Origin of the sequence: Acinetobacter lwoffii (genome assembly GCF_024129435.1) — a bacterium.
Classification (GTDB): Bacteria; Pseudomonadota; Gammaproteobacteria; order Pseudomonadales; family Moraxellaceae; genus Acinetobacter; species Acinetobacter lwoffii_F.
Window position 1 is genome coordinate 204,417 of the sequence record NZ_JAMXXN010000002.1, and the last position, 25,481, is coordinate 229,897.

The window sequence follows — 25,481 nt, forward strand, 5'->3', positions numbered from 1 at the left end:
AATAAATTTAATTTAAACGGATCTGCCTAGGCAAAGGCATATCCGGATTTTTAAACAGTTCAGGTTTTTGCACATAAATCTGATACAGATAATTTTTAATATCGAGTAATAATTTTTCCGGTGCCACCAGAATATTCTGTCCTTCCGGGGTCAGATCAAGCGAAACAATGGTACTTTCCTGACGTAAAAAGGGAATGACTTTCTCTACAAAATCCTTAAGACCAATTTCCTGAATCTCGTAATTTGCCCAATTGTCTTTAATCAGCAGTCGAGCCAGACCTTTACTTTGCCAGCAGGCAAATGCGCGTTGTCCGGTAGGCGTGGCACATAAGGCCCAGCCATCTTGGTAGAGTGCAAAAATGCCAGCATTGGCAACAATGGCTTCAATATATTGCTTATAAAGCTGTTGAGGATCGAAAGCAGTTTTTTGGGATTTGGTCGCGGCTTTGCGCTGATAGGGATTTCTCATAATCGTGAAATCTTAATATTATTATAATAGAATCAGATTCTAAGGAATAAATAGAGTTGAAGCAAGAAGATATGGTGGGCGCTGACGGGATCGAACCGCCGACATTCTGCTTGTAAGGCAGACGCTCTACCAACTGAGCTAAGCGCCCTGAGAAAAACAATAACGTTGTTTTAAATGACGCAAGACCAACAAGGAATATAGTCTTGGTATCTTGAAAACTCAGATCTCAGGAATCCAAGCTTCTCATCTTAGGATGGCGCAGCGGACGGGGCTCGAACCCGCGACCCCCGGCGTGACAGGCCGGTATTCTAACCAACTGAACTACCGCTGCATCGTAAGAATCTGGTGGGCGCTGACGGGATCGAACCGCCGACATTCTGCTTGTAAGGCAGACGCTCTACCAACTGAGCTAAGCGCCCTGATAAAGAGTGTCAATCTTTAGTTTATTAAATTCAGGCTCAGGGACCTCAATTTAATTTCTTTTGAAATGGCGCAGCGGACGGGGCTCGAACCCGCGACCCCCGGCGTGACAGGCCGGTATTCTAACCAACTGAACTACCGCTGCATCGCAAAAGAATCTGGTGGGCGCTGACGGGATCGAACCGCCGACATTCTGCTTGTAAGGCAGACGCTCTACCAACTGAGCTAAGCGCCCTCAAAAGGTCTATCGTATAAATGGCGCAGCGGACGGGGCTCGAACCCGCGACCCTCGGCGTGACAGGCCGATATTCTAACCAACTGAACTACCGCTGCATTTACACAATGTCGCTATTGTGGCAAACGAAAATTAAGATCTTAAAGTGGCGCAGCGGACGGGGCTCGAACCCGCGACCCCCGGCGTGACAGGCCGGTATTCTAACCAACTGAACTACCGCTGCAACTATAAGGTCTCAACATGAAAGAGCTTGGTGGGCGCTGACGGGATCGAACCGCCGACATTCTGCTTGTAAGGCAGACGCTCTACCAACTGAGCTAAGCGCCCTTTCTAAACGTCTATCATCGTTTGATGGGTGCATTATAGAGAATCTGCACAGCCTGTCAAACGCTTTTCGGAATGTTTTCCACTTTTTAGGTGTGAGTGATTAAAAAATAGGTTGTTTGTTAAAAAAAACAACACTTTTTGTTTATTTTTTAAGTCTCTACCGAAATTTTTTAATTTTCAAAATCAAAATTGAAGCGAAATTTTGTGTTTTACCCTGCCAGGTTTCAGTCTAACCATACGATGTATTGCAATTCTGATTAAGGATTATACAAAGCTTTAAAATACTCGACGTTGTGTTCATGTAATCTTGCAACTGTCATTTATTTTTTATTCAGAAAATGCCAGTAAATCTAAGCTTCAAATAATCATTTAACCCATTTCATGCGATAAAAATACGATCTGGATCAGATTACTCAATCTTTTCTGCTTTCTCCAACAAGCAGATTCAGTTCATAAAAACAAAATCATTTTCACATGATCTTAAAATCTAACTTTTAATCGCTTTTCGAAACATTTAGTTTTTCCAGATCTAATGCTTGTTCTGAAATATAGACCAGTGCATCTTCACTAATCAGGTCAAATAACTCAGCGACCTCCGGATTACGCATACGGATACAGCCGTGCGACAGCGGCTCTCCCATCTTTTCAGTTTCTGGTGTGCCATGAATATAGATATAACGCTGATAGGTATCGCAGCCCTCGCCTTGATTAAAACCTGTCTCAAGGCCACTCAACCATAAAATGCGCGTCAGGATCCAGTCCCGCTGCGGAAATTCCGCTGCCAATTGAGGATTATAAATTTCACCCGTCGCCTGACGTGCGACAAATACACTATTTAAGGGAGCATTCTGACCAAACTTTTCAGCGACTTTGTGCCAGCCACGAGGAGTCTTGCCACTATTTTCAGTTTCACCAATGCCATTTTTGCCACTGGAAATCAGATATTGCTTGTTTAGACGGGGCAGATACAGTTTTTGTTGGGCAAGATCAATCAGGATATCAGCTTGATCCAGATGCAAGGTATTCATGACTTGTTATTCTCAGACTCTATTTTATTTGGCTCTATAGGGTTTAACTGGCTCTCTGCAGATGGCGCTGTCGGTATATCTGTCTTTTCTGGGCCGACTGTATTTTGCTGAATAATGATCTGATTCGGTTCAGGGCGTCGCCATAACCAGATCGCGACGATCAGCATCGTAATATTGGTAAAGGCTTTTACGGCCAAGGGTGCCGTAGTAAACAGCATGATGATCCCGCTGATCAGCATCATGATACTGGCCAGCCATTTGGCCTTACGCGGTACAGTACCGTGGGCACGCCAATCTCTTAAGGTCGGACCATATTTGGGATGATTCAATAACCAGTCATCCATTTGTGGCCAGCCTTTGGATGAGGCCCAGGCGGCCAGAATCAAAAAGACCGTTGTTGGCATACCCGGCAGGATTGCACCGATAAAGCCCAGGATCACAAACAGCACCACCAGACTTCGCCAAAACAACACTTTCATACATCAACCCTAGCCGCAGAATTCAGGTAGTATAAAGCGTTTTCCGATACTGTCCGTTGTATTTCTGCACTTTTCACAGGTTGTCCTATGCCCTTTTCCAATTTAAACCAAAATCTTGTAGAAGCATGGCAACGTTATCAACATCCTCTGGTGCGGCAGCTAGCATTTGCTGTTGGCAGTCCGAATATCCTGTCCCATGTTCCAGATGAACTTGAGCTCATACATCGTTTTGAGTTGCATGACAGCCAGACCTGGCAGCGACATCTTAACCATTATCATCCACGCTTGGAATTTCTTGATCAGCATCCAAAAGAATTAATCGAATTTGTACAGCAACTAAAAAGCACACGTTTGGGGCTGCGTTTTGAAATGCTGGTCTGGTTCTGGTTGCTCGATGATGCTTACCATCCCTATCGGCTGCTTGGCCATAGTCTGCAAAAAATTGAAGGCGCCAAAACCTTGGGTGAGCTGGATTTTCTGCTATTAAATACCGATACAGGACAGATTGAACATTGGGAAGTAGCACTAAAATATTATCTGGCCGAAGCCGATTTTAACCTTTCACATTGGTATGGCCTGAACCGTACCGATACTTTAATCAGAAAAATGAAGCATTTCACACAAAAACAATTCCAGTTTGATGAGGCTTTGCAGCATCCCATTCAAAAACGGTATTGCGTCCTCAAGGGACAGCTGTATTTGCCTACACATCATGCTGACCAGTCGATTCCTGCATGGATCAATACCGAACGTCGTCTGGGCTTATGGGGACAGCATATTCCTGCTGCACAGCACGGTTTCTATCGTCTGCAACGACATGAATGGATTTATCCGCAAGCCCGGCCGAGCAGTTCAGCTGCGATCTGGTGGACGAATGGACTTTATAAAAAACTCGATAGCAATGACTTTTATATGTATCGCAATCCGGTGCTGATTCAGTATCCTTCGCATAAGCCCCTATAAAGCATTACATTTATTAACCGAAGCACTATGAAAACCACATATTTTTTAGAGCGTATATTTTCTACTCTAAGTCCCACATCATAATAATTTTATTATTGATTATACGGAGATGATGATGAAAAAAATTCTTGCTGCTTCATTAATGATGGCTTTTGTATTGACTGGCTGTAACACCGTAAAAGGCATGGGCAAAGATGTGTCTAAGGCTGGCGATGCGGTAACCAATACTGCTGAAAAAACCTCTGACGAAATCCGTCAAAACTAGTTTTTTCCTAAACGCTCACAGAACCCTATCCCAGATAGGGTTTTTTTATATCAGTCGTTCACATTCAAGCCTATATTCGCCTATTATAGAACCGAAAAAATTATCGACTGTTGAATACCGTATGAGCTCTTCCGCTACCCTCGATTTAAGCCTGCAACTATTACGTCAGCCTTCTGTCACACCGATTGATCATGACTGCCAGAACATCATGGCTGAACGTTTAAAGAAGATTGGTTTCAACATTGAATCCATGCGCTTTGAAGATGTAGATAATATCTGGGCACGCAAAGGCACAGAAGGTCCGGTCTTCTGTTTTGCTGGCCATACCGATGTCGTGCCAACGGGGAATCTGGATGCCTGGAACTCAGATCCTTTCTTACCAGAAATCCGTGAAGGCAAACTTTATGGTCGTGGCAGTGCCGATATGAAGACCGCGTTGGCAGCCATGGTAGTCGCAACAGAACGTTTTGTTGAAAAATATCCGAATCATAAAGGTTCGATTGCCTACCTGATTACTTCAGATGAAGAAGGCCCATCGATTAATGGCACGGTGAAAGTGATTGAAACACTGAAAGCACGTAATGAGAAAATCACGTGGTGTCTGGTTGGTGAACCTTCAAGCACTAACAAACTGGGCGATATTGTTAAAAATGGCCGTCGTGGTTCATTAAATGCCAATCTCACAGTCAAAGGCAAACAGGGTCATGTGGCTTATCCGCATCTGGCCGTGAATCCGATTCATACCGCCTCTAAAGCGATTGCTGAACTGTGCGACACAGTCTGGGATCATGGCAACGAATATTTCCCGGCGACGACCTTCCAGATTTCCAATATCAATGCAGGTACAGGCGCAACCAATGTTGTTCCCGGCACCATGAACCTATTGTGCAACTGGCGTTATTCAACTGAAGTGACTGCCGAAGAACTTAAATCCCGTACACTGGAAATTCTGGATCGTCATGGTGTGGACTATGATGTTTCCTGGACTTTATCTGGCCTGCCTTTCCTGACCCCGGTCGGTGACCTGGTAAATGCAGCTAAAACCGCCATTCTGAATGTGACAGGGACTGAAACCGAACTCTCGACTTCGGGTGGCACCTCAGATGGCCGCTTTATTGCGCCTACAGGTGCACAAGTTCTGGAACTTGGCGTATTAAATGCCACGATTCATCAGATCAATGAACATGTCGATATTGCAGACCTAGAGCCACTGGCTGAAATTTATGAGCAGATCTTGGTCAACTTACTTGGGAATTAAATAAATAGATGACGTAATAAAAAAGGAACTCCATGAAGTTCCTTTTTTATATTTTATAGTTTGAATTACGGCCCGATTGCAGCCTGAATATTCGTCATATTCGGAATATGGAACAGCTGTTCGTTCATGCGCACATATTGAAAGATGGCAGGATCATTCACCGGCTGATCGACATCGACCACTTCAGAAATACGGATCCGGATGGTTTTCGGCATTTCATTGCACATCAAGGCAAAGCGCTGAGTGATTTCATCACCCTCAATCACCAGTGCCACCCCATTTTGACGTGACGGATCATTCACTGCATAGACCGGTAACTGTGCCTCATGCCATTCTACAGTTTTGACCTGAGTATTGCTATCCAGTGCTGACAGGACAATGTTTTGTGGCAATAACATCGGATCTTTGCCATGACAATCAATAATATAGGCATCAATAAATCCGGTCGATACCGTAATCAGATGCTGAAGTTCCTGCTGGCTAATCTGATCAGCCATTTTATTGCTTGAATTGGTCTGACTCATATATTACCCCTGTTTTTCAGCAATCAGTTGTTGGATATTGGCCAACAGTTCCGCTTCCTGGAACGGTTTACCCATATAATGTGTTACACCTAGGCTGAATGCACGTTCACGATGCTTCTCACCGGTACGTGAGGTAATCATGATAATCGGCAAGTCACGGTGAATATCATGGTGACGAACCAGATTGGTCACTTCGAAACCGTCCATACGTGGCATTTCGATATCCAGCAACATCAGATCCGGTCTGACGTTTTCAAGCTGCTCGATCGCATCCACACCATCTTTGGCAGTGACAATATCATAGCCTTGACGTTCCAGCAGACGCGACGTCACTTTACGTACAGTCACCGAGTCATCGACAATCATCACCAGACGACGTGCATTGGAATTACGCGAACCATCACGCTGATCATTCAGTTGTTTGATACGCTGTGTCGCCTGAATCTGGCGGGCAACATTCTGTCCATCGAGAATGAGACAGACCTGACCATCACCTAGAATCGTAGCACCGGCCACCACTCCGACATTGGCAAACTGCTGTCCAATCGGTTTCACCACAATTTGCGCTCGTGAACCGACCAGCTGATCGACCAGCAAGGCAATGGTTTGACCACTATTGCCTTTGATCAACAGCACCGGTAATGAATGCCCAACATTATTCAGACGTGGAATCGGCTGGTTGCCAACAAACTCAGACAGATAGCGCAATTTATAATTTTCGCCATCGATCTTGAAATAGTCATCTTTACTGTTGAAATAGCTTTCCAATGTGGTCGGCGCAATACGCACGATCCGGTCAATCTGTGCCAGTGAAATCGCATATTGCTGATCGCCCACTTTCACCATCAAGGCATCGCTGACCGCTACGGTCGTCGGTACGCGAATCGTAAAGATGGTGCCCTTGCCCAGTTTCGAGCTTACTGACACATGGCCGCCCAGCGATTTAATTTCACTTTGCACCACGTCCAGACCGACACCACGACCAGAAATCTGGGTCACTGCTTTCGCGGTACTGAAACCAGGATGGAAGATAAATTGCAGGATTTCTTCCTGATCAATAACTTGATCCGCTTTGATTAGATCCAGACTCAGCGCTTTTTCACGAATCTTCTCTGCATCAATCCCCTTACCATCATCACTAAAGGATACAATTACATCGGTTCCCTGGCGGCTGATGTTCAAGACAATCGAACCCACTTCCGGCTTGTTCAGTGCGATACGATCTGCCGTATCTTCCAGGCCATGGTCAATCGCATTACGCAGCATATGCTCAAATGGGGTGACCAGACGCTCGAGAATATTACGATCCAGTTCACCTTCGGTATTCTGTACGATCAGTTCTGCAGGACGGTTCAAGGTGGTCGAGGTTTGACGCACAATACGCTGTAAACGCGGCAACATCCGGTCAAACGGAACCAGACGGGTACGCATCAGACTTTCCTGAATCTCGGCCTGAATACGGGATTGTTGCAATAACAGTCCTTCAGTTTCGCGAATCTTGTCGGCCAGCGTACTCTTGAAGTCGACTAAATCCGATGCCGATTCTGCCAGTGATTTGGACAGCTGATTTAGAGAGGAATATTGGTCCATTTCCAACGGGTCAAAGTCTGCATAGCGCGAATTTTCTGAACCATGTTTGGCAATAATCTGTGATTCCAGCTCGCCTTCCATTCGACGTAGCTGGTCAGCAAGACGCTTGATCGCCAGTTCCATCTCGTTCAAGGTATTGCCCAGCTGGCTTAGGTCCATCTCGATACGCGAACGGTTAATCGAGTTCTCACCGGACAGGTCAATCATTTTCTCGACCAGATCAGCAGAAATACGGATCATCTCGTTATTGCTATCGCTGGTGCCGCTATTCGCCCATTCACCCATCATGTGTGGCGGTTCAGTACCATCGCCTTCAACAAAGCCAAAGTCGCTGACCACCAGATTATCTGTTTTCGCCAGACGCTCAGGCAATTGCGCAGTAACGTCCACATAAGCAATCTTTTTCAGACTGCTGTGCAGCTGCTCAAAACCGTTATAGTCACGCTGGAAAATCGCCTGTCTTAACCAGACCAGCGTTTTCTGCAATAAGCCATCATAGGCATTCGAGTTAAATTGATAGACCGCAAACTGTTCGAAAGTCGTTTCCAGCTCATAAGCAATACTGGCCACTTCTTCAACATCAATCATACGTGCGCCGCCCTTGATACTATGGGCAGCACGCTGTAATTGCAGCAATAAACTACGGTCACTACGCTGGTCAAACCATTGATTGAGCAGCTTCTCGGCATTCGCCAGAATCTCTTCGGATTCTTCCAGGAAAGATTCTTCAACAATGGATTTCAGTTCGTCTTCTTCAGAACGTTCCACTGGTGTGTCTTCAGTAGCCTCAGGAGATTCCAAGATTTCCAGTAATTCTTCAGCTTCAGCCAGATCAGTTGCAGGCTGTTCAGTCGTTGCTGACTCTTCAAGTTGCGGCTCAGAAATTGATGTCGCTTGGACCTCTGCAACTTCAACTACAGTGTTCGCGCTCTCCGCAGCAGCAACAGCTTGTCCAGACACCAGCGCCTGAATATTTTGCAGAATCGCAATCGCTTCTGGTGCAGGATAATCAATACCGTCTTCCCGAATCGATTGAATACGATCGGAAACGTTGTCCTGAACCAGACGGATAATCTGGATTAAAGCAGGTGTCACGGCAATTTGCTGACGGATCACCCGCTCATAAATACTTTCTAGTTCATGCGCAATCAAACCGATATGCGATGCTGCGATCATGTTTGCACCACCTTTTAAGGTATGCAAATGACGCATCAGATTGTTCAGTGAGGTCGTATCATCCTGTTTTTTGCTCCAGGTATTTAGATCTTCATCAATGCCTGCCAGCAATTCATCCGCTTCTTCCAGGAAGATACTTAGTAATTCTTCATCAAAATCACGGTTGGTTTCAGCACTTTGCTGCTGCTGACGATCCGCAGCGATGCGTTGGCTCAAGCCAGCAAAATCGACACTGCCAGTCGCGACAGTTTCAGCCACCTGTGTGGCCTCTGAGCTTAGCTCAACATTCTGATTGGTATTATCTTCAGCAAATATTTCCAGATCCTGCTGCACAAATGCAGACAGTTCACTGAGTATTTTTTGAATTTCATCATTCAGAATGACGCGCTGTCCTGCGGCCAAGGTATCAAATAAATGAATAAATTCCTGATGCGCCTGTGCGAACAGTTCATAAGCATAATCGCTGTTTAGCAGCACTGGCTTTTCAAGCAGCGCATCATAAGCCGATTTCAGATCGGCAGTGAATTCATGAATTCCCTGCGCTGCCCGGCTTTCTGTATGTGCCAGCAATTCTGCAGCCTGCTGGCTGAGTGCCTGAATATATTCCGGATAATCGACTTGGGCGCGTTTATCAAATTCAAACTCGGCATCCAATAACAGATCAATATCCAGCTCAACCAGTTTGGACACCAAGCCTTGCGTCTGAATACTATTGGTTTCAGTAACTGCAAAGCCATAATCATTCCAGACACGCTCAAAGGTGGCATATACCGCATCCAGTTTTGCAGTGTTGCCCTGACGTAGCAAATGCAGATAGTCACTGACAAACTCGGCATACTGAATCAGTAAAGCAGTTTCTTTTGAGGTTGAGACAATTTCATCTTGCAGCAGGGTTTTGAACAGATGCTCTACTTTAGAGCTGGCCTCAAAAATCTGGTCAATCTGCGCCATGGATGAACTGCCGCGCAAGGTATGAATCGCACGAATTAGCGCATTATAATCTTGTGATTTTTCATCTTCAGTGCGAAGGAAGGTGGCAATCGTTTCCAGATGCTCTTCTGCTTCTTCAATAAAGATCGCCACAGTTTCTTCGATATCACTGCGAACCGGTACTTCTACTGGCGCTACTGTTAGCTCAGCTTCACTTGGCTCATTGTCTGCAAGCTCAAGACCTGTCATCTGACCTTCAGCAGTCAAATGAACTGCCAATGCCAGTAATTCTTCCAATGCAGGCTCAGGCGAAATTTGTTGTTGTAATTGTTGTCCCAAGAGCACCATTGGACGCAGGTCGAGATCCAATTGCTGTACATGTTTGAATTTTGGATATAAAGCATATTGATAGACATTCAGTACCGCTTGGGCAAATTTTTGCACCGTCGGTGTTAGCTGAATCGAACCGGACAAAACCCGGTTTAAGGTATCTTCAACCGCCCAGGCCATTTCCCCTGCCGATTTTGCCCCGACCATGCGGCCTGAACCTTTCAGGGTGTGAAAATGGCGGCGAATGGTCTTCAGATTTTCTTGATGATCTGGATTAGTCAACCATTCTGGAAATAAAGCATTTAACTCAACGAAGATCTCTTCGATTTCCTCAACAAAAATTTCAAGAATTTCTGCATCTTGATCAAGATAACTATCTTCAGGAAGCGTTGTCGTTTCAACTAAATTTTTTAATATTTCTTTCATAGCTTATGCTTCTTACGTTATGCCGCCAAGAAGGGCGCTCAAACTTAATTGTGACCGTCACGCAATACCTAATGTTTGAGGTTAAGTACATCTTGTCGAGGCTTTATCTGTATTTTTTGAATGTGCCTCAATCGTAATCAAGGCACATTCTCCCCATCATCGCTAACTTTATTCTGGTAGTTTAAAGTCAGCTACAGATTCACGTAATGCATCGGCCATATTTGCCAGTTCAGATACCGAACGTGCTGTATCGAAGGTGGCACTGGTGGTTTGCGAAGTAATTTCCTGTACGACATTCATCGTGGTCGCAATATGACCTGCAGATGCAGACTGCAGTTTCGCTGCATCGGAAATGTTCGCAATCAGTTTCGCCAGGTTATTCGATACGGTTTGAATCTCATCCAGTGCCACACCGGCATCTTTAGACAAGTTCGCACCACGTACAACCTCGGCTGTAGTTTGCTCCATCGAAATAACCGCTTCGTTGGTATCGGTCTGAATGGTTTTTACCAGGCCTTCAATCTGCTTGGTTGCAGACGCAGAACGCTCTGCAAGACGCTGTACTTCATCGGCTACAACTGCGAAACCACGACCGGCTTCACCCGCCATCGACGCCTGAATGGCTGCGTTCAATGCCAAAATGTTGGTTTGGTCGGCAATATCGTTAATCAAGGCAACGATGTTACCAATTTCCTGAGAAGATTCACCCAGACGTTTAATACGTTTTGAGGTTTCCTGAATCTGTTCACGAATCGTGTCCATCCCCTCAATCGAGCGTTGTACGACATCCGCACCATTTGCAGCAATTTGTACCGAACGGTCTGCTACCACAGCAGATTCATCGGCGTTGGCAGATACCTGATCAATCGACATGGCCATTTCGTTAATTGCCGCAGAAGCACCGGCAATTTCCTGAGCCTGATGTTCAGAAGCTTCAGCCAACTGGTTGGTAATGCCCTGTGTGGTCGCGGTATATTGCGCAACTTCTTGCGAAGTTTCAGTAATACGCGATACCAGGTCACGTAACTGGTCGATTGCAAAGTTAATCGAGTCGGCAATCGCACCGGTAAAGTCTTCCGATACTGTTGCGTATGAACGTAAATCACCATCTGCAAGATCGGCGATTTCATCCAGTAAACGTAAAATCGCATTCTGGTTACGGTCATATTCTTCTTGTAAACGGCCTACACGCTGCTTATCCGATACACCACGTAAAGAAAGCAATTTGAATACACAAAGCAAGAAACCAAGTAACAAGGCAATCAACAGGATGGCTGGAATAACGGTTTTAAGACCTGAGTTACCTGATAATTTGTTCAGGTTATCTAAAAGCACATCAGACTGGGCAAAAATAGATGCAGCGGCCTGACGAACTTTTACAATTTCAGTCGAGTTCTTCAGAATAATTGCTGATGCTGATTCGAGTACTTCATCATATTCAGCCTTAATACCTTCTAGAGATTCACGCATTGCTGGATCAGCAATACGCTGTACGCCCAGTTCAACAGAACCATTCAATTGTGCATTTAAATAAGAGCCGAAAGTTTCGGTATCGGCACTAAAGTCATCCGCCGATTCACGAGAGCCATCACTACCTGTCAGTACCAAACTGATTGAACGTAAGATACGTTCTGCAATGAATACCTGGTTTTTGGCAATAACCACCTGGTTCGATGGCATATCTTGACGTGCCATCTGGTCGACCATCAAGTTATATTCCGCCTGAATCCCCGGAATCGCTTCACCAATCGCGATGTTGGTGTCGTATAACTGGTTAATAATCTTTTGTTGCGAGGTAATCAGATCAATACTGCTGGATACTTCTGTCCACTGTTTATCAACAGCTTGCAAAGCATCATTGTTAGAGTGAATACTTTTAACTGTCTCAAGGTTTTCAGCAAAAGCTTTTTGCGAATCAGTCAGGTTCTTCATGGCCTCAGGCGTACCCGAAGCTGTCGCTTCAGTCGCTTGGCGCGAAATCGTTTGTGAGAGGAGACGCAAATCACCCAGACTTTGAGTGAGTTCATTGGTACGTGGAACACTATAAAAAAGATACAATAAAGTGATCAGTGCGGCTAAAAGACAGCCTGCTGCTCCATAGATCAGCGGTTTTGATTTCTCACTATCACCGAAGACACGTGATAACTGATCTACTTGCGTTTGAATCTTAGCTAAAAAAGCATTACCGCCTTTGCGGCCAGTGCTCTCACCTGTATTTTTCTTTTTAAGTTTAAAGCCCATGCAGCCTCTCCCCGGTTGACGCCTTGCTTAGTTTCGAGCGCGACATTTAATTTATAAATTTTATAGATGCGTTCATAAATTTTGGATTTTGCAACAGACGACTGAATAAAAACACATGCCACTGCTGGTTGTGCTGATGGAAAAACCCCTGACAATATTCTTGTAAGTTTTTATCCAATTCAGATTTCTTCGAAAAGAAACTTTTCTTATTGAAATGTTGTATACCCAAAACTTGATCTACGACCAAACCCACATACTGGTCATTATGGTTGATACATAATACTTTTTGAGTCGGTGAAAATTGACTGCTTTGCCCTGATACGTACTGCGTCAGATCAGAAACCGATAACAGTCTTCCCCGGATATTCGCCAGACCCAACACCCATGCTTGCGTCTTGGGTACCGGCGTATATTCTGGGGGATAAATCACTTCTGATACTTCCCCCAGCGGGGCAACAAAATATTGCCCCATCATCTCAAAAGCAATGCCCGACCATCGGTTAACTTCATTGCCATTGGAAACGTAGTTTTTATTCCCCCGTTTCGCAATGCGAAGCAATTCGATAAATCCATTTGCTGCCATAGAGCTTATCCTGCATTGAGGTGCTGCTTAATTACATCTATTAATTGTTTTTCATCGACTGGTTTTGTTAGATAATCCGCTGCGCCTTGACGCTTGCCCCATACACGGTCAGTGGCCTGATCCTTAGTACTCACAATCACGATTGGAATATGTTTGGTCGTTGCACCACGTGCAATCTGGCGGGTCGCCTGAAAACCATTCACGCCCGGCATAACCACATCCATCAGGACTAGGTCCGGCAATTCTGCCTGTGCCATGGTGACGCCATCTGCGCCATTGGCTGCTTCAATCACCTCAAAGCCGTGTTTAGAAAGAATCTCTCTAAAGCGAAAAGTTTCTGTCGGTGAGTCATCCACAATTAGGATACGTGCCATGCCAATTCCCCAAAAAAATCAAATATTAAGCACTAATATGGTTACGGATTGCATTGAGCAATTCATCTTTACTAAAAGGTTTAGTCAGGTATTCATCTGAACCCACGACACGACCTTTGGCCTGATCAAATAAGCCATCTTTACTCGATAGCATAATCACAGGAATATTCTGGTAATTCTGAGAGTTTTTGATTAAGGCGCAGGTTTGATAACCATCCAGGCGCGGCATCATAATATCTACAAAAACGATATCTGGATTTGCTTCGGCAATTTTTGACAAAGCCTCAAAACCGTCTACTGCAGTAATGACCTCATAACCTTCGCGTTGAAGAAGAGTTTCCGCAGTACGACGAATGGTCTTTGAGTCATCAATAACCATAATTTTTAGATTTTGGAATTTATCGTCCATTTGTTTAACCCTTCCCATTTTAGAAACTATATGCCATAAGGCTCATAGGATTATTTTATTACGATCGATAAACATTTTTAACATAAAGTCACTTGTATTATCAATGAACATTTTCCACACAAGTAGACAAAATCATTTATTTTTAATAACAGCTTCACATTTTCTTATCGTTATTGGTTTTTTTTTGACTAACGGTAGTTTTTTATTGATAAATTTAAGTCTAATATAACAAGATTATTACTTTAAAATAAGTAATTTAGTCAACTTTAAATTCGGGGAGCCAATGATGAGTCAGTTTTTAAGAAAACTTGCTGTCATTGATAAAAATAAAATGACTGGTCAATTCATTGTTGTTGTGCTGCTACTGTTACAGGTGAGCTTAACGTGTGCGAGTAGTAACCAACTCCCGCAAAAAGCCACTTGGTATCGTTATTATGACAGCAAGGGTGTGGCCAATATCAGTACTAATGTCACGCCAAATCATATCCGTTATGGCTATGAAGCACTTGACCAGAATATGCAGGTGATTAAGCGTGCCCGTCCTTATAATGCCGAAGCGGATATCAGGCAAGCGCCACAACGTGCCAAGCAGGCGCAGCGAATTGCCGAAGATCATAAACTCAAGCGTGCTTATAACAATAGCCAGACCGCTTTACAGAAAAAGAATGACAGCCTGGTCCAGTTAAAAAAACAGATTGATTTTCAGCAAGAACAAATGAAGCAACTGCAAAAAGATCGGGTCATGTTTGTGCGTCAGGAACGTGAATATTTACGTAAAGGTAAAACACCACCGGCACACCTGAAAACAACATTAGACAATAACCAGAAAAATCTCATTTCCCAAAAAGAAAATATTCAATCTTTACAAAGTCGCTATCGAAATCTGGAAGCAGAATACGACAAAATTATCGCCCGTTTAAAAGCACTTGAATAAATACAAATAGCGTGTTGAGGTTTTGATCCATAGCACGCTAAAAGGACTCATATGCAAACTGCACCGCATTCTCATGATTTAAATATGCCTTCCCCGCGCTCTATCCTGATCATGAGTGCACTTTGCTTAAATATGTTTTTAGTGGCTTGTGATAAAAATGAACCCGTACAGCAAGCAGAAACACCCAAATCCATTGAAGTCATTCCTCAAGATCTAGTTGCAGTTCAATCTGGCAATTCAGTTCAAAAAACTGCATTCACCGGCACCATTCGTGCAGTCAATCAAAGCAGCATACAGGCACAGGTTTCTGCTACTGCCACCAGCGTAAACGCACAGGTAGGTCAATCAGTTTCCAAGGGACAAGTGCTGGTACGTCTAAATAATCAGGACAATGCAGCCCGTTTGGCACAGGCACGTGCGAATCTGGCCTCCACTCAAGCACAAGCCAATCAGGCTCGCAACATGATGCAGCGGAAAAAGCGCCTGCTCGATCAGGGTTTTATTTCAAAAGTAGAATATGAACAAAGTCAGGTCGATTATCAGGCCCAGCTTGAAAATGTCCGCGCCCAGCAAGCCAATGTCGATATTGCCCAGAAAGCAGATCGTGATGGCACTATGACTAGCCCGATCAGTGGCGTGATTACCCAGCGCCAGGTCGAACCCGGCCAAACCGTGGCAATTGGACAAACCCTGTTTGAAATCGTCGATCCGAAACGGCTGGAAATTCAGGCACGCGTACCCAGTGATCTGCAATCAGGTTTAAGACTGGGCAGTAAAATCGAATACACTATTCAAGGTAATCCAAACCGGCTCACTGCCGTAATTAGCCGGATTTCCCCGATCGCAGATCAGGCCAGTCGCCAGATCGAATTCTTTGCCACGCCAAATGAAACCATTCCCTCGCTAAGTATCGGCTCCTTCATTGAAGGCAACATTCTGAGTTCACAACAGATTTCCGGACAGATGATTCCATTGGATACCATTCAGGATATCCAGAACAAACCCTATGTCTGGGTGATTCGCCAGAATAAAATTATCAAGGTCAATGTTCAGGTACTAGAACAGCGTTATAGCGACAACATTGCCGTGGTTCAAGGACTGGAAAATAGTGATCAGGTCAGCCGGGTTAAGTTTAGCGAAGCCGATCTGCAAAAAACTGTCACCCTTCGCGCCAACTAAAGCCATTCACACAGGATCATTGATATGTGGTTTACCCGAATTAGTGTGAAGTATCCGGTTTTTACCATCATGATGATGTTCTGCCTGATGGTGCTGGGGCTGGCTTCATGGCAGCGGATGGGCGTTGAAGAATTTCCTGATGTCGATTTCCCATTTGTGGTGATCTATACCAATTATCCAGGCGCTTCTCCGGAAACGGTTGAATCGGAAATCACCAAGAAACTCGAAGATCAGATCAATACCATTTCCGGTTTGAAACAGGTAATTTCCCAGTCTAGTGAAGGCCTGTCCATCATCACCACCGAATTTAATCTGGATGTGACCTCTACTACAGCAGCTCAGGACGTGCGGGATAAAATCGCCTCTGTGACTGCTGAATTCCGGGATGAAATTCAGGAGCCGATTGTTGAACGTTATGACCCGACGGCGAATGCGGTAATGTCGATCGTATTTGAATCCGACAATATGGATGTGAAAGCGCTCAGTTCCTATCTGGACCAGCGGATTGTGCCACAATTGCGCACAGTCCCGGGAGTCGGAACGGTCAACCTGCTTGGTGATGCGCAGCGCCAGATCCGGATTCAGGTGGAACCGCAAAAACTACAAGCTTTTGGCATCGGTGTGGACAGTGTGATTAACACCTTAAAGGCCGAGAATATTGAAGTCCCGGGGGGGACGCTTAAATCGGGTAATTCGGAACTGGTCATTGAAATCAATTCCAAAGTGCTGCATCCCCTCGCCTTCGGCGATCTGGTCATTGCCAATAAAAACGGCGTACCGATTTTCCTCAGACAAGTTGCCAATATTCAAGACAGTCAGGCAGAGCTGGAATCCGCAGCTTTTCTGAATGGCAAAACTGCAGTTGCGATTGATATTTTGCGTAGTTCAGATGCAAACGTCATCGAAGTAGTCGACAAGAGCTACGCAACTTTAGAAAGTATTGAGGCGCAGCTTCCACAAGGTACCACTTTACAAGTGGTGGTGGACTCCTCCAAAAGTATCCGCGGCACCATTGGTGATGTAGCCCGAACCATTATTGAAGGTGCGGTACTGGCTGTGCTGATTGTCCTATTATTTTTAGGCTCTTTCCGTTCAACTGTGATTACCGGTTTGACCCTGCCCATTGCACTCTTGGGCACGCTGACCTTTATCTGGGCCTTTGGTTTTAGCATCAATATGATGACTTTGCTGGCACTGTCCTTAAGTATTGGCCTGTTGATCGATGATGCGATTGTGGTGCGTGAAAATATCGTCCGGCATGCCGATATGGGCAAAGACCATGTGACTGCTGCGCTCGATGGCACCAAAGAAATTGGCTTAGCCGTGCTGGCCACCACATTGACTATTGTTGCCGTATTCCTGCCTGTGGCCTTTATGGGCGGAATTATTGGCCGTTTCTTCTACCAGTTCGGGGTCACGGTGAGTATGGCCGTTCTGATCTCGATGTTTGTCAGCTTTACCTTAGACCCGATGCTCTCTGCACACTGGGCAGAAAAGAAAAAAGATCCGAATAAAAAACCAGGTCGGGTGAAACGTTTCTTTAGCTGGATCTCCGGCAAGCTGGATAACTTAAGCCATGTCTATGAAAAATTATTAAAACTGGCATTGCGCTTCAGATTGATTACCCTAATGATTGCTGTGGCTTCATTATTTGGTGCTCTGGGTTTATCCAAACTAATCGGCACCGAATTTGTGCCGGTCCCGGATAAAGGCGAAATCCGGATCAAGTTTGAAACACCGGTCGATTCATCACTTGAATATTCACAGGCCAAACTGCAGCAAGTGGATCAAATTATTCGTCAGCATCCGGATGTCAAAGCCACCTATGGGGTGATTAATGGCGCAACTGACCGCGGTAAAAACCATGTCAGTTTACGGGTGACCGTGACACCGCGTACCGAACGGGAAAAGACCCTGAATGAGCTGAATAATGAATTCCGCCAGCGTCTGCAATCGGTAGCCGGAATCAGCATTACCTCGGTGGCATCCGCCGATGAAACCGTTTCAGGTGGCCAGAAGCCGATCATGATTTCGATCAAAGGTCCTGATCTGGATGAACTGCAAAAAATTTCCGATCGTTTTATGACGGAAATGGCGAAGATTAATGGCATTGTCGATCTGGAAACTTCATTAAAAGAACCCAAGCCGACCCTCGATGTACAGATCAATCGTGTCTTGGCCAGTGATTTAGGTTTATCGGTCAATCAGATTGCCAATGTGGTGCGTCCGCTGATTGCCGGTGATGATGTCACGACCTGGCAGGATGAAAAAGGTGAAACCTATGATGTGAATCTGCGCCTGACCGAAGACCAGCGTAGCTTGCCGAGCGACTTACAGAATATGTATATCACCTCGAATAAAACGGATGCCAATAATCAACCAATTCTGGTTCCGCTTTCGAGCGTGGCCAAATTTGAAGAAAAGCTCGGCGCTTCACAAATTAACCGACGTGATCTGGCTCGTGAAGTTCTGGTCGAGGCCAATACTTCAGGACGTCCTGCAGGCGACATCGGGACGGATATCAGCCGCTTGCAAGAAAATTTCGATATGCCACCGGGTTATAGTTTCGACACTCAAGGCTCCAATGCCGACATGGCAGAATCCGCAGGTTATGCACTGACTGCGATTACCCTGTCGATTGTCTTTATCTATATTGTGCTCGGTTCACAGTTCAATAGCTTTATCCATCCTGCAGCAATTATGGCCTCACTGCCATTGTCACTGATTGGCGTGTTTCTGGCCTTGTTCCTGTTTAACTCAACCATGAACCTGTTCTCGATTATCGGCATTATTATGCTGATGGGATTGGTAACCAAGAATGCGATTCTGCTGATCGACTTTATCAAGAAAGCCATGGATCGCGGTGAAAACCGCTATGATGCGATTATTGCCGCTGGTAAAACCCGTTTGCGTCCTATTCTGATGACTACCAGCGCGATGGTCATGGGCATGGTGCCACTTTCCCTAGGGCTAGGTGAAGGTGGCGAACAAAGTGCACCGATGGCGCATGCGGTGATTGGTGGCGTGATTACCTCTACCCTGCTGACCTTGGTGGTGGTGCCGGTGATCTTTACCTACCTGGATGACTTTAAGAATTTTATGCTGCGTCAGGCACGTAAAATCATGGCATAATTTAATGCAACACAATGAGGTGACATTCCCAAATGCTCACCTCATTTTTTATTGTATAATCCCTGCTTTAACGCTTAATTTTTTAGGACAGTTTCCATGCGCGCGAGTCGCTTTTTATTTGCAACGTTAAGAGAAACCCCGAACGATGCTGAGGTTATTTCCCATCAGCTGATGCTTCGTGCCGGTATGATTCGTAAGTTGGCTTCAGGTCTATACACCTGGTTGCCGATGGGCGTTCGCGTATTAAATAAAGTTGAAGCGATCGTTCGCGAAGAAATGGACAAAGTCGGTTCACTTCAAGTCTATATGCCGGTGACTCAACCTGCATCTTTGTGGGAAGAATCAGGTCGTTATGTACAATACGGCCCTGAACTTTTACGCTTCAACGACCGCCATGGCAACCCATTTGTTCTGGGTCCGACGCATGAAGAAGTGATCACTGACCTTGCACGTAACGAATTAAAAAGCTACAAGCAATTGCCTGCAAACTTCTACCAGGTACAAACCAAATTCCGTGACGAAATTCGTCCCCGTTTTGGCGTAATGCGTTCACGTGAATTCATCATGAAAGATGCCTACTCTTTCCATGCCAACCAGGAATCACTGCAACAAACCTACGACGACATGTATGCAGCCTATTGCAAAATCTTCAACCGTCTTGGTTTAGATTTCCGTCCGGTTCAAGCAGATACCGGTTCAATCGGTGGTTCAGGTTCTCACGAATTCCACGTGCTGGCTTCAAGCGGTGAAGATGATATCGCCTTCTCGACTGAATCTGACTATGCAGCCAATATTGAAATGGCAGAAGCAGTACTTGTCGGTGAACGTGCGGCACCTACACAAGAACTCAAACTGGTAGATACACCAAATCAAAAAACCATTGCAGATGTATCAGCATTCTTGGGTACCGATCCTGCCCATTCAGTAAAAGCATTGCTTGTTCAAGGCATTGCAAAAGAGGATGGTTCCGTTCCTGTGGTTGCTTTATTCCTTCGTGGCGATCATGAACTGAATGAAATTAAAGCTGAAAAACATCCTTTAATTGCTGCACCTTTGACATTTGCTACTGAAGAACAACTTCAAGCACTTGGCTTAACTGCTGGCTTTGTCGGTCCTCAAGGTCTGGTCGAAAAAGGTATCACCGTCATTGTTGATCGTGCAGCATCTGTATTGTCTGACTTTGTTGCAGGTGCAAATGCAGCAGATCAACACGCAACAGGTGTAAACTGGGAACGTGATGCGCAGTTCACTGAAGTTTATGACCTACGTAACGTGGTTGAAGGCGATCCATCTCCAGATGGTAAAGGTACGCTTCAAATCAAACGTGGTATCGAAGTGGGGCATATCTTCCAGTTGGGTCAAAAATACTCTGAAGCTTTAGGTTGTAAAGTCTTGGGTGAAGATGGCAAACCATTCACTGTAACAATGGGGTGTTATGGTATTGGTGTAACGCGTGTAGTAGCTTCTGCAATCGAGCAGAACTTTGATGAGAAAGGCATTATCTGGCCAACTGCCATTGCACCGTTTGAAGTTGCCATTGTGCCGATGAATGCACACAAATCTCCACGAACTATGGAAGCTGCGGAAGCACTCTATGCTGAATTACAAGCTGCAGGTTTTGACGTATTACTTGATGACCGTAACGAACGTCCGGGCGTGAAATTCTCTGATCTTGAGCTGACAGGTATTCCACACCGTATTGTAATTGGCGAAAAAGGCTTAGATGCAGGTACGTTTGAATATAAAGGCCGTCGTGATGCTGAATCTGTAAATATCTCGAAAGAAGAATTATTGGCAAAAATTGCTAAATAATTTTGCTTTCTTATAAAAAATCCCGCGTAATACGGGATTTTTTATAACTAAACTTAGCAGAATTTGTGTCCACCAAAGCAGTTCGGTTTAAAGTTCTGGCCTTGTAAAGTTAAATTAGTAAGAGGGAAATCAAGTAGCGCAGGATTTTTAATTTCCTTTACATCAAGTGCACTTCCTAGCACACAACCAAAAACCAGACTTCCACAATCTCGCACATTAGTGGTTAAATCATGGTTAATTCCTGCAATAGTTTGCTTTAAAACAGCATCTGAAATTGGCACACTATATGAAGGTGAAATACTTCCTAAATCCACTTCATCTTCCATTGCCAGCCACCACCCTTGTTTTGCCGCGACTGCTGCACCAGGCCATAAAATGCTTTGGGATTGCAAGGAGAGTGAAGCTGGATTATTTAAATATAAAGCATGAATAAGTCCGAGATTTTGTTTAACGGTAATGTCTGTCTGTAGCCCGGTTAAGTAGCCTGTAATATCTTTATCTAATTTTAATGCTCCATCCAATAATTCTGCTTTTAATGGTCCTTTAAAATCAATACGACCTACTGTCCCTGTCCCTTTTAGTACAACTTCTTTCATTCTTGTTCCTGACACTATCGTAGCAGGAATAGTAAAAGGTGCTGTTGTAGAATTTAACTGGAAAGCATAATTGCTAGATGTGTAATGTAAATCCAGAGGTAATGGTTGACCTAATATAGTGCCTTTTACCGTGCCCTCAATATTCATTCCAGTTGTAGCATAATCCATGACACGAGGAGCCGTTGTTGCAACTCCTGATGAGGATTTTGTTTTCATATAACCACTGAAACTGTTAATACCATTTGGTGTAGCACTATTTTCTGTCCCCATTGTCAATAGACCCGAAATCTTTTCCGCACTTAAACGAAAACCTAAAACTTCACGTGTAGACGCCTGATTTGGATTTTTTATGGCAAATTGTACAAATGGATTAGTAATCAGAGCTGAGGTCGCGGCACGATCCGCACCATTTGTAGGATTACCACTTAAGGCTATATGATCAATATCAATATCACAGCCGGTTGCACCATTAACACCGCCACACCCGAGCTGTAGCTTTTTTATATTGGCATTAATTTCCATCTCGGCTTCCAAGCCTAATTTATAAAATGAGATATTACTCTGGTCATAAGTAGCTCCTAGATTATCCATCTGGTTAAATCCAGACTGAACCTCCATTGACAATAAAGCCTGCCCATTGACTTCTGAGAGCTCTTGGTCTTCCAATGAGGTTAATGCAGATACCTGGCCACTTAGGCCCATCATAGCTACCACTAGACTTTTTAATATTATTTTTTTCATTTTTCTCATCCTGATTTTTAGCGTGGTGTGATTCCCATCGTGCTACGAATGGTTCCACCAGTCAGTGCAATACTTGCCATGTTTTGCATATTGCCATTGGTCGCCATGGCAAAATTGGCTTTAAATGGTGTTGCAATATTATTTTCATAATTGAGTTTGACCTGATTATCCAAAGTCACTGTATCTGCACTGACACGAACTTTTGCTTTGACACCCAAATGACCTTCCATCCGGTTAAAGTTAATTGACGAAGTTTTTAATACCCCGGCTGAATCAATATCTTCATTGGCGATACTAAAATAGCTACCTAGATTATCTTTGTTTGCAGTTTCTTCTGCGGTAAGGGGTCTAAACTTAAAATTTGCATCAAATGACAGGAAGTTGGTATCTGGTGAATCGCTGGTCGGATCCACTCCTGGAATGATGAGGAGCTCGCCGTTTCCATCAAGTTTAAAAGCAATATTAGTCAGGACATCATCACGTTTAGAAAAATTATCATGAGGCACATAGCTTCCGCATTTAGTGACCGATGCATTGGTACAATTATATTTAGATCCTGGTAATTGACCAATCGCAAGCTCAGCTTTAGCTCCAATCAGCAGTTTATCGGCACGAATATAAATACCTTCATCTTTATAACTAATAATCCCTTCCGACTTGATCAAAGCATCGATATTCCTAAAACCGGCATAATAGTTAACTGCCTCACCATGATCGCCATTTTTACCATCAATCAATATAATCGAGGTTGTGCTTGGCAAACCGGTTTTCTTGTCAATTCCATAGCCTTCTGTAGATGCCATAATGTTATAAGCAATTGCTTGCTTATTGTCTGTTCCATAAGTCGTTCCAGACAACGCAACATTGGCATTTAAATTATAAATAGGAATACCGATTCCCCATGAACCACCATCGCCATCAATTTCCGCTAAAGAGTTATCTGATATGAAACGTGCTTTAGCAGCAATGGACTGAAAATCCATGCCACGTACGGCGATATAGGCAAAATCCTCTCCATTCGTGGTGGTACTGAGTGTCTGTTTAAGTACAGTGCTACTACTACCTAAAGTCTTTTGCATATTTTCATTGATTATGAAACCGAGACTTTTTGCAGTAATGGTATTTATATATATATTTCCAAAGTCGATATAAGCATTTTTACCATGTAAGGATCCGTCAGCATTACGTGTAGTCAAGGGTCTGAGCTTGGAAAATTGCACAGCATGACTTCCCTTACCGGTATGACCAATCTCAAGTGTTGTAGGTGCCATAGTTGCTGGAAGCCCGGTACTATTAGCACCTGTAAAATCTGCAGACAAGCCCAGATTCAACCCACCTTCTCCCACCAGGCCACTGTAACCTGTTGCAGCTTTGTCCTGACGTTCTAGTACACCATTCACCTTGTTACTAACATCAAAAGTACCTATCTGGGTTTGATCGGCACTCATCGATAATCTTGCGTTAGTGACTGCACCCGAAGCCCCTAAACGCATAATATTTTTACGTTCATTATTTGGCGTGTTATAACGCAAGTCAATATTAACCCCTGGATTGGTCGGATTAACCCGGTCAGCCGTGATATCAGTAATATCTTCAGCACGCTTTAGATCCACATAATGATCTTGACTGCCATTTCGTGTGGTCAGTACCACGCCTTCATCCGGGTCAATGTACATATATCCTTGACCCGCGAAGTTAAAGTTAAAGTCATTCAAAATCAGACTATTTTCACCTAATTTATGACTAATCGTGGCATTTTTAAGTTGAAAATCGATACTGGCAATTGAATCTTTATTAAATAGACCTGCACTGGTTTGTAATAGCACACTAAGCGGTGTAGAGGCACCAATCCCTAATGCCCCCAAACTTTGATTAGATTGAGTACCCGTAGTCCGAATACTATTCGCAGATTGACTACATGGATTGGTCGTACAGGCGATCTTTACCAATTTTAAATCTGCAGTGGCTTGAAACGGTGAAACACTTGCAGCTAGCCGAAGTCCTGCCCCTTGTGAAGTGGCACCTACATCTATTTCAAGTTGACTAATGATTGGTTTATTATCTTTTCCAATAATCTCAACATTATGTAGACCTAAACCCATTTTAGTGTTGGCAGTTGGATTTGGATCATACCAATTGGCTTGAGCAATACTGGCTTTAGAAATTTCATGAGTAATCACCATACCATCTTGTCCAGTGACTTCACTCAATTCCTGCTCTTCAATAGTTTCAAGTGCATAACCTTGTTGTATAAGACACATGCATACCGTTAGCAATTTCAACTTTATTGTTGTTTTTTTCATTTTTATATCCTTATGCTGTACTTGACGTTGTTACTAACAACGACTTTGTGCTCCACCTGTACAGTTATAACCAAATATTTTCAAATTGCCTGACGTATGCAGATTTCCATGAACGTTCAACCCCATAAATCCTTTTTCAGCACCTTTATCAAATGAAGGAACATCTTGGGGCGCGGTTGTATAAGTTCCATCGGCATTATAGGTACGCCCTGTATACGTACTATAAACACCTGTATTGGCATAACCTTCCAAGGCGCCAGCACCTGTACCCGTTTCAATGGAAACTGTATTAAAGCCTAAATTACGGATCTTTAAAGGCTGGTGATCATAAAAGGTAATTTGCATCGCCGTTTGTGGTTCATTACGATGATTAATGATGGTTGTTCCATCGATCGAAAACTTATCAATCTGAATCGTGCCTTGAATGCCTTTAAAGACTAACCACTTTTTATTTCCATTGGCATCGACATGGTTATTCGGCGCTATTGCCAGACGGCAAAATTGTTTTGTTGCTCCACAAGCGGTGGGATCTAGAACATAAAATACTTCTAGCGGGTTGCCACTTCCATCAAGCCGAGAAATTTTATCTTTACTTAAATCTGTCGCATAAACATGGTTTAAAGATAAAGTCCAGTTAAGATCAGCTCCACCCTGCCCCACTGTATTGGTTAGTGCTTGCTGATCAAGGGCTTCCAATCCGGCAAGACTGGCCATAGAAGTACATAATAATGCACAGAGTGTTACTAATTTGGACATT

General features: G+C 44.2%; 18 protein-coding genes, 8 tRNA genes and 1 pseudogene. 7 read left to right on the forward strand and 20 right to left on the reverse strand.

Features of this window, described 5'->3' with window-relative positions:
* Positions 1 to 7 precede the first annotated feature (7 nt).
* The 11 genes and pseudogenes from NI455_RS02300 to NI455_RS02350 form a co-directional block, all read right to left on the reverse strand.
* A complete protein-coding gene (locus tag NI455_RS02300) occupies positions 8 to 469 on the reverse strand; it encodes a DUF2750 domain-containing protein (RefSeq protein WP_005104048.1) in 462 nt (153 codons plus the stop codon).
* A 72-nt stretch (positions 470 to 541) separates the two neighbouring features.
* Positions 542 to 617: transfer RNA gene (locus tag NI455_RS02305), tRNA-Val, on the reverse strand.
* Between the two features lie 106 nt (positions 618 to 723).
* Positions 724 to 800, reverse strand: a tRNA-Asp gene (locus tag NI455_RS02310).
* Positions 801 to 812: 12 nt separating this feature from the next.
* Positions 813 to 888: transfer RNA gene (locus NI455_RS02315), tRNA-Val, on the reverse strand.
* 69 nt (positions 889 to 957) lie between these two features.
* Positions 958 to 1,034 (reverse strand) — tRNA-Asp (locus tag NI455_RS02320).
* 14 nt (positions 1,035 to 1,048) lie between these two features.
* Positions 1,049 to 1,124 (reverse strand) — tRNA-Val (locus tag NI455_RS02325).
* Between the two features lie 21 nt (positions 1,125 to 1,145).
* Positions 1,146 to 1,222, reverse strand: a tRNA-Asp gene (locus tag NI455_RS02330).
* A 48-nt stretch (positions 1,223 to 1,270) separates the two neighbouring features.
* A tRNA-Asp gene (locus NI455_RS02335) sits at positions 1,271 to 1,347 on the reverse strand.
* A 28-nt stretch (positions 1,348 to 1,375) separates the two neighbouring features.
* Positions 1,376 to 1,451, reverse strand: a tRNA-Val gene (locus tag NI455_RS02340).
* A 494-nt stretch (positions 1,452 to 1,945) separates the two neighbouring features.
* On the reverse strand, positions 1,946 to 2,479 hold the full coding sequence (gene elsL, locus NI455_RS02345; RefSeq protein WP_253112195.1) for a cell wall-recycling L,D-carboxypeptidase ElsL: 534 nt from the start codon (positions 2,477 to 2,479) through the stop codon (positions 1,946 to 1,948).
* Between the two features lie 125 nt (positions 2,480 to 2,604).
* Positions 2,605 to 2,958: pseudogene (locus NI455_RS02350) on the reverse strand (YbaN family protein); the annotation flags it as partial.
* Positions 2,959 to 3,045: 87 nt separating this feature from the next.
* On the opposite strand from NI455_RS02350, the gene NI455_RS02355 reads away from it, so the two are divergent.
* From NI455_RS02355 to dapE, 3 genes are all read left to right on the forward strand, one after another.
* A complete protein-coding gene (locus NI455_RS02355; RefSeq protein ID WP_253112199.1) occupies positions 3,046 to 3,921 on the forward strand; it encodes a DUF1853 family protein in 876 nt (291 codons plus the stop codon).
* Between the two features lie 112 nt (positions 3,922 to 4,033).
* Positions 4,034 to 4,186, forward strand: coding sequence for an entericidin A/B family lipoprotein (locus NI455_RS02360; protein ID WP_004280704.1), 153 nt, complete (start codon positions 4,034 to 4,036; stop codon positions 4,184 to 4,186).
* A 121-nt stretch (positions 4,187 to 4,307) separates the two neighbouring features.
* Complete coding sequence (dapE, locus tag NI455_RS02365; protein WP_253112201.1) at positions 4,308 to 5,444, forward strand: succinyl-diaminopimelate desuccinylase; 1,137 nt, start codon at positions 4,308 to 4,310, stop codon at positions 5,442 to 5,444.
* Between the two features lie 65 nt (positions 5,445 to 5,509).
* On the opposite strand, the gene NI455_RS02370 is transcribed toward dapE, so the two are convergent.
* The 6 genes from NI455_RS02370 to pilG form a co-directional block, all read right to left on the reverse strand.
* Positions 5,510 to 5,968: a hypothetical protein gene (locus tag NI455_RS02370; RefSeq protein ID WP_005106257.1), complete on the reverse strand. Its 459-nt coding sequence runs from the start codon at positions 5,966 to 5,968 to the stop codon at positions 5,510 to 5,512.
* A gap of 3 nt (positions 5,969 to 5,971) precedes the next feature.
* Positions 5,972 to 10,420: a hybrid sensor histidine kinase/response regulator gene (locus tag NI455_RS02375; RefSeq protein WP_253112203.1), complete on the reverse strand. Its 4,449-nt coding sequence runs from the start codon at positions 10,418 to 10,420 to the stop codon at positions 5,972 to 5,974.
* A 168-nt stretch (positions 10,421 to 10,588) separates the two neighbouring features.
* Positions 10,589 to 12,661 carry a methyl-accepting chemotaxis protein gene (locus NI455_RS02380; RefSeq protein WP_253112205.1) on the reverse strand — a complete coding sequence of 691 codons (2,073 nt, stop codon included), beginning with the start codon at positions 12,659 to 12,661 and terminating at the stop codon, positions 10,589 to 10,591.
* Between the two features lie 46 nt (positions 12,662 to 12,707).
* Complete coding sequence (locus NI455_RS02385) at positions 12,708 to 13,244, reverse strand: chemotaxis protein CheW (RefSeq protein WP_004280709.1); 537 nt, start codon at positions 13,242 to 13,244, stop codon at positions 12,708 to 12,710.
* Positions 13,245 to 13,249: 5 nt separating this feature from the next.
* Positions 13,250 to 13,618, reverse strand: a complete 369-nt coding sequence (locus tag NI455_RS02390; RefSeq protein ID WP_004280710.1) for a response regulator — start codon at positions 13,616 to 13,618, stop codon at positions 13,250 to 13,252.
* Between the two features lie 25 nt (positions 13,619 to 13,643).
* On the reverse strand, positions 13,644 to 14,027 hold the full coding sequence (gene pilG, locus NI455_RS02395; RefSeq protein WP_004280711.1) for a twitching motility response regulator PilG: 384 nt from the start codon (positions 14,025 to 14,027) through the stop codon (positions 13,644 to 13,646).
* Positions 14,028 to 14,313: 286 nt separating this feature from the next.
* Between pilG and NI455_RS02400 the strand changes: the two genes are divergently transcribed.
* The 4 genes from NI455_RS02400 to NI455_RS02415 all read left to right on the forward strand — a co-directional run bounded on the left by NI455_RS02400 (position 14,314) and on the right by NI455_RS02415 (position 21,084).
* Complete coding sequence (locus tag NI455_RS02400; RefSeq protein WP_253112207.1) at positions 14,314 to 14,961, forward strand: hypothetical protein; 648 nt, start codon at positions 14,314 to 14,316, stop codon at positions 14,959 to 14,961.
* Between the two features lie 51 nt (positions 14,962 to 15,012).
* A complete protein-coding gene (locus NI455_RS02405; RefSeq protein WP_253112209.1) occupies positions 15,013 to 16,140 on the forward strand; it encodes an efflux RND transporter periplasmic adaptor subunit in 1,128 nt (375 codons plus the stop codon).
* A 24-nt stretch (positions 16,141 to 16,164) separates the two neighbouring features.
* A complete protein-coding gene (locus NI455_RS02410) occupies positions 16,165 to 19,272 on the forward strand; it encodes an efflux RND transporter permease subunit (RefSeq protein WP_253112211.1) in 3,108 nt (1,035 codons plus the stop codon).
* 96 nt (positions 19,273 to 19,368) lie between these two features.
* Positions 19,369 to 21,084: a proline--tRNA ligase gene (locus tag NI455_RS02415; RefSeq protein ID WP_253112213.1), complete on the forward strand. Its 1,716-nt coding sequence runs from the start codon at positions 19,369 to 19,371 to the stop codon at positions 21,082 to 21,084.
* 53 nt (positions 21,085 to 21,137) lie between these two features.
* On the opposite strand, the gene NI455_RS02420 is transcribed toward NI455_RS02415, so the two are convergent.
* From NI455_RS02420 to NI455_RS02430, 3 genes are read right to left on the reverse strand one after another with little or no spacing between them, the layout of a single operon-like run.
* Complete coding sequence (locus NI455_RS02420) at positions 21,138 to 22,421, reverse strand: hypothetical protein (RefSeq protein WP_219308676.1); 1,284 nt, start codon at positions 22,419 to 22,421, stop codon at positions 21,138 to 21,140.
* A 17-nt stretch (positions 22,422 to 22,438) separates the two neighbouring features.
* Positions 22,439 to 24,724 carry a hypothetical protein gene (locus tag NI455_RS02425; RefSeq protein WP_253112215.1) on the reverse strand — a complete coding sequence of 762 codons (2,286 nt, stop codon included), beginning with the start codon at positions 24,722 to 24,724 and terminating at the stop codon, positions 22,439 to 22,441.
* Positions 24,725 to 24,757: 33 nt separating this feature from the next.
* The gene (locus NI455_RS02430) at positions 24,758 to 25,480 is read right to left on the reverse strand and encodes a hypothetical protein (RefSeq protein WP_004280723.1); all 723 of its coding nucleotides are present in this window, start codon (positions 25,478 to 25,480) and stop codon (positions 24,758 to 24,760) included.
* Position 25,481 lies beyond the last annotated feature (1 nt).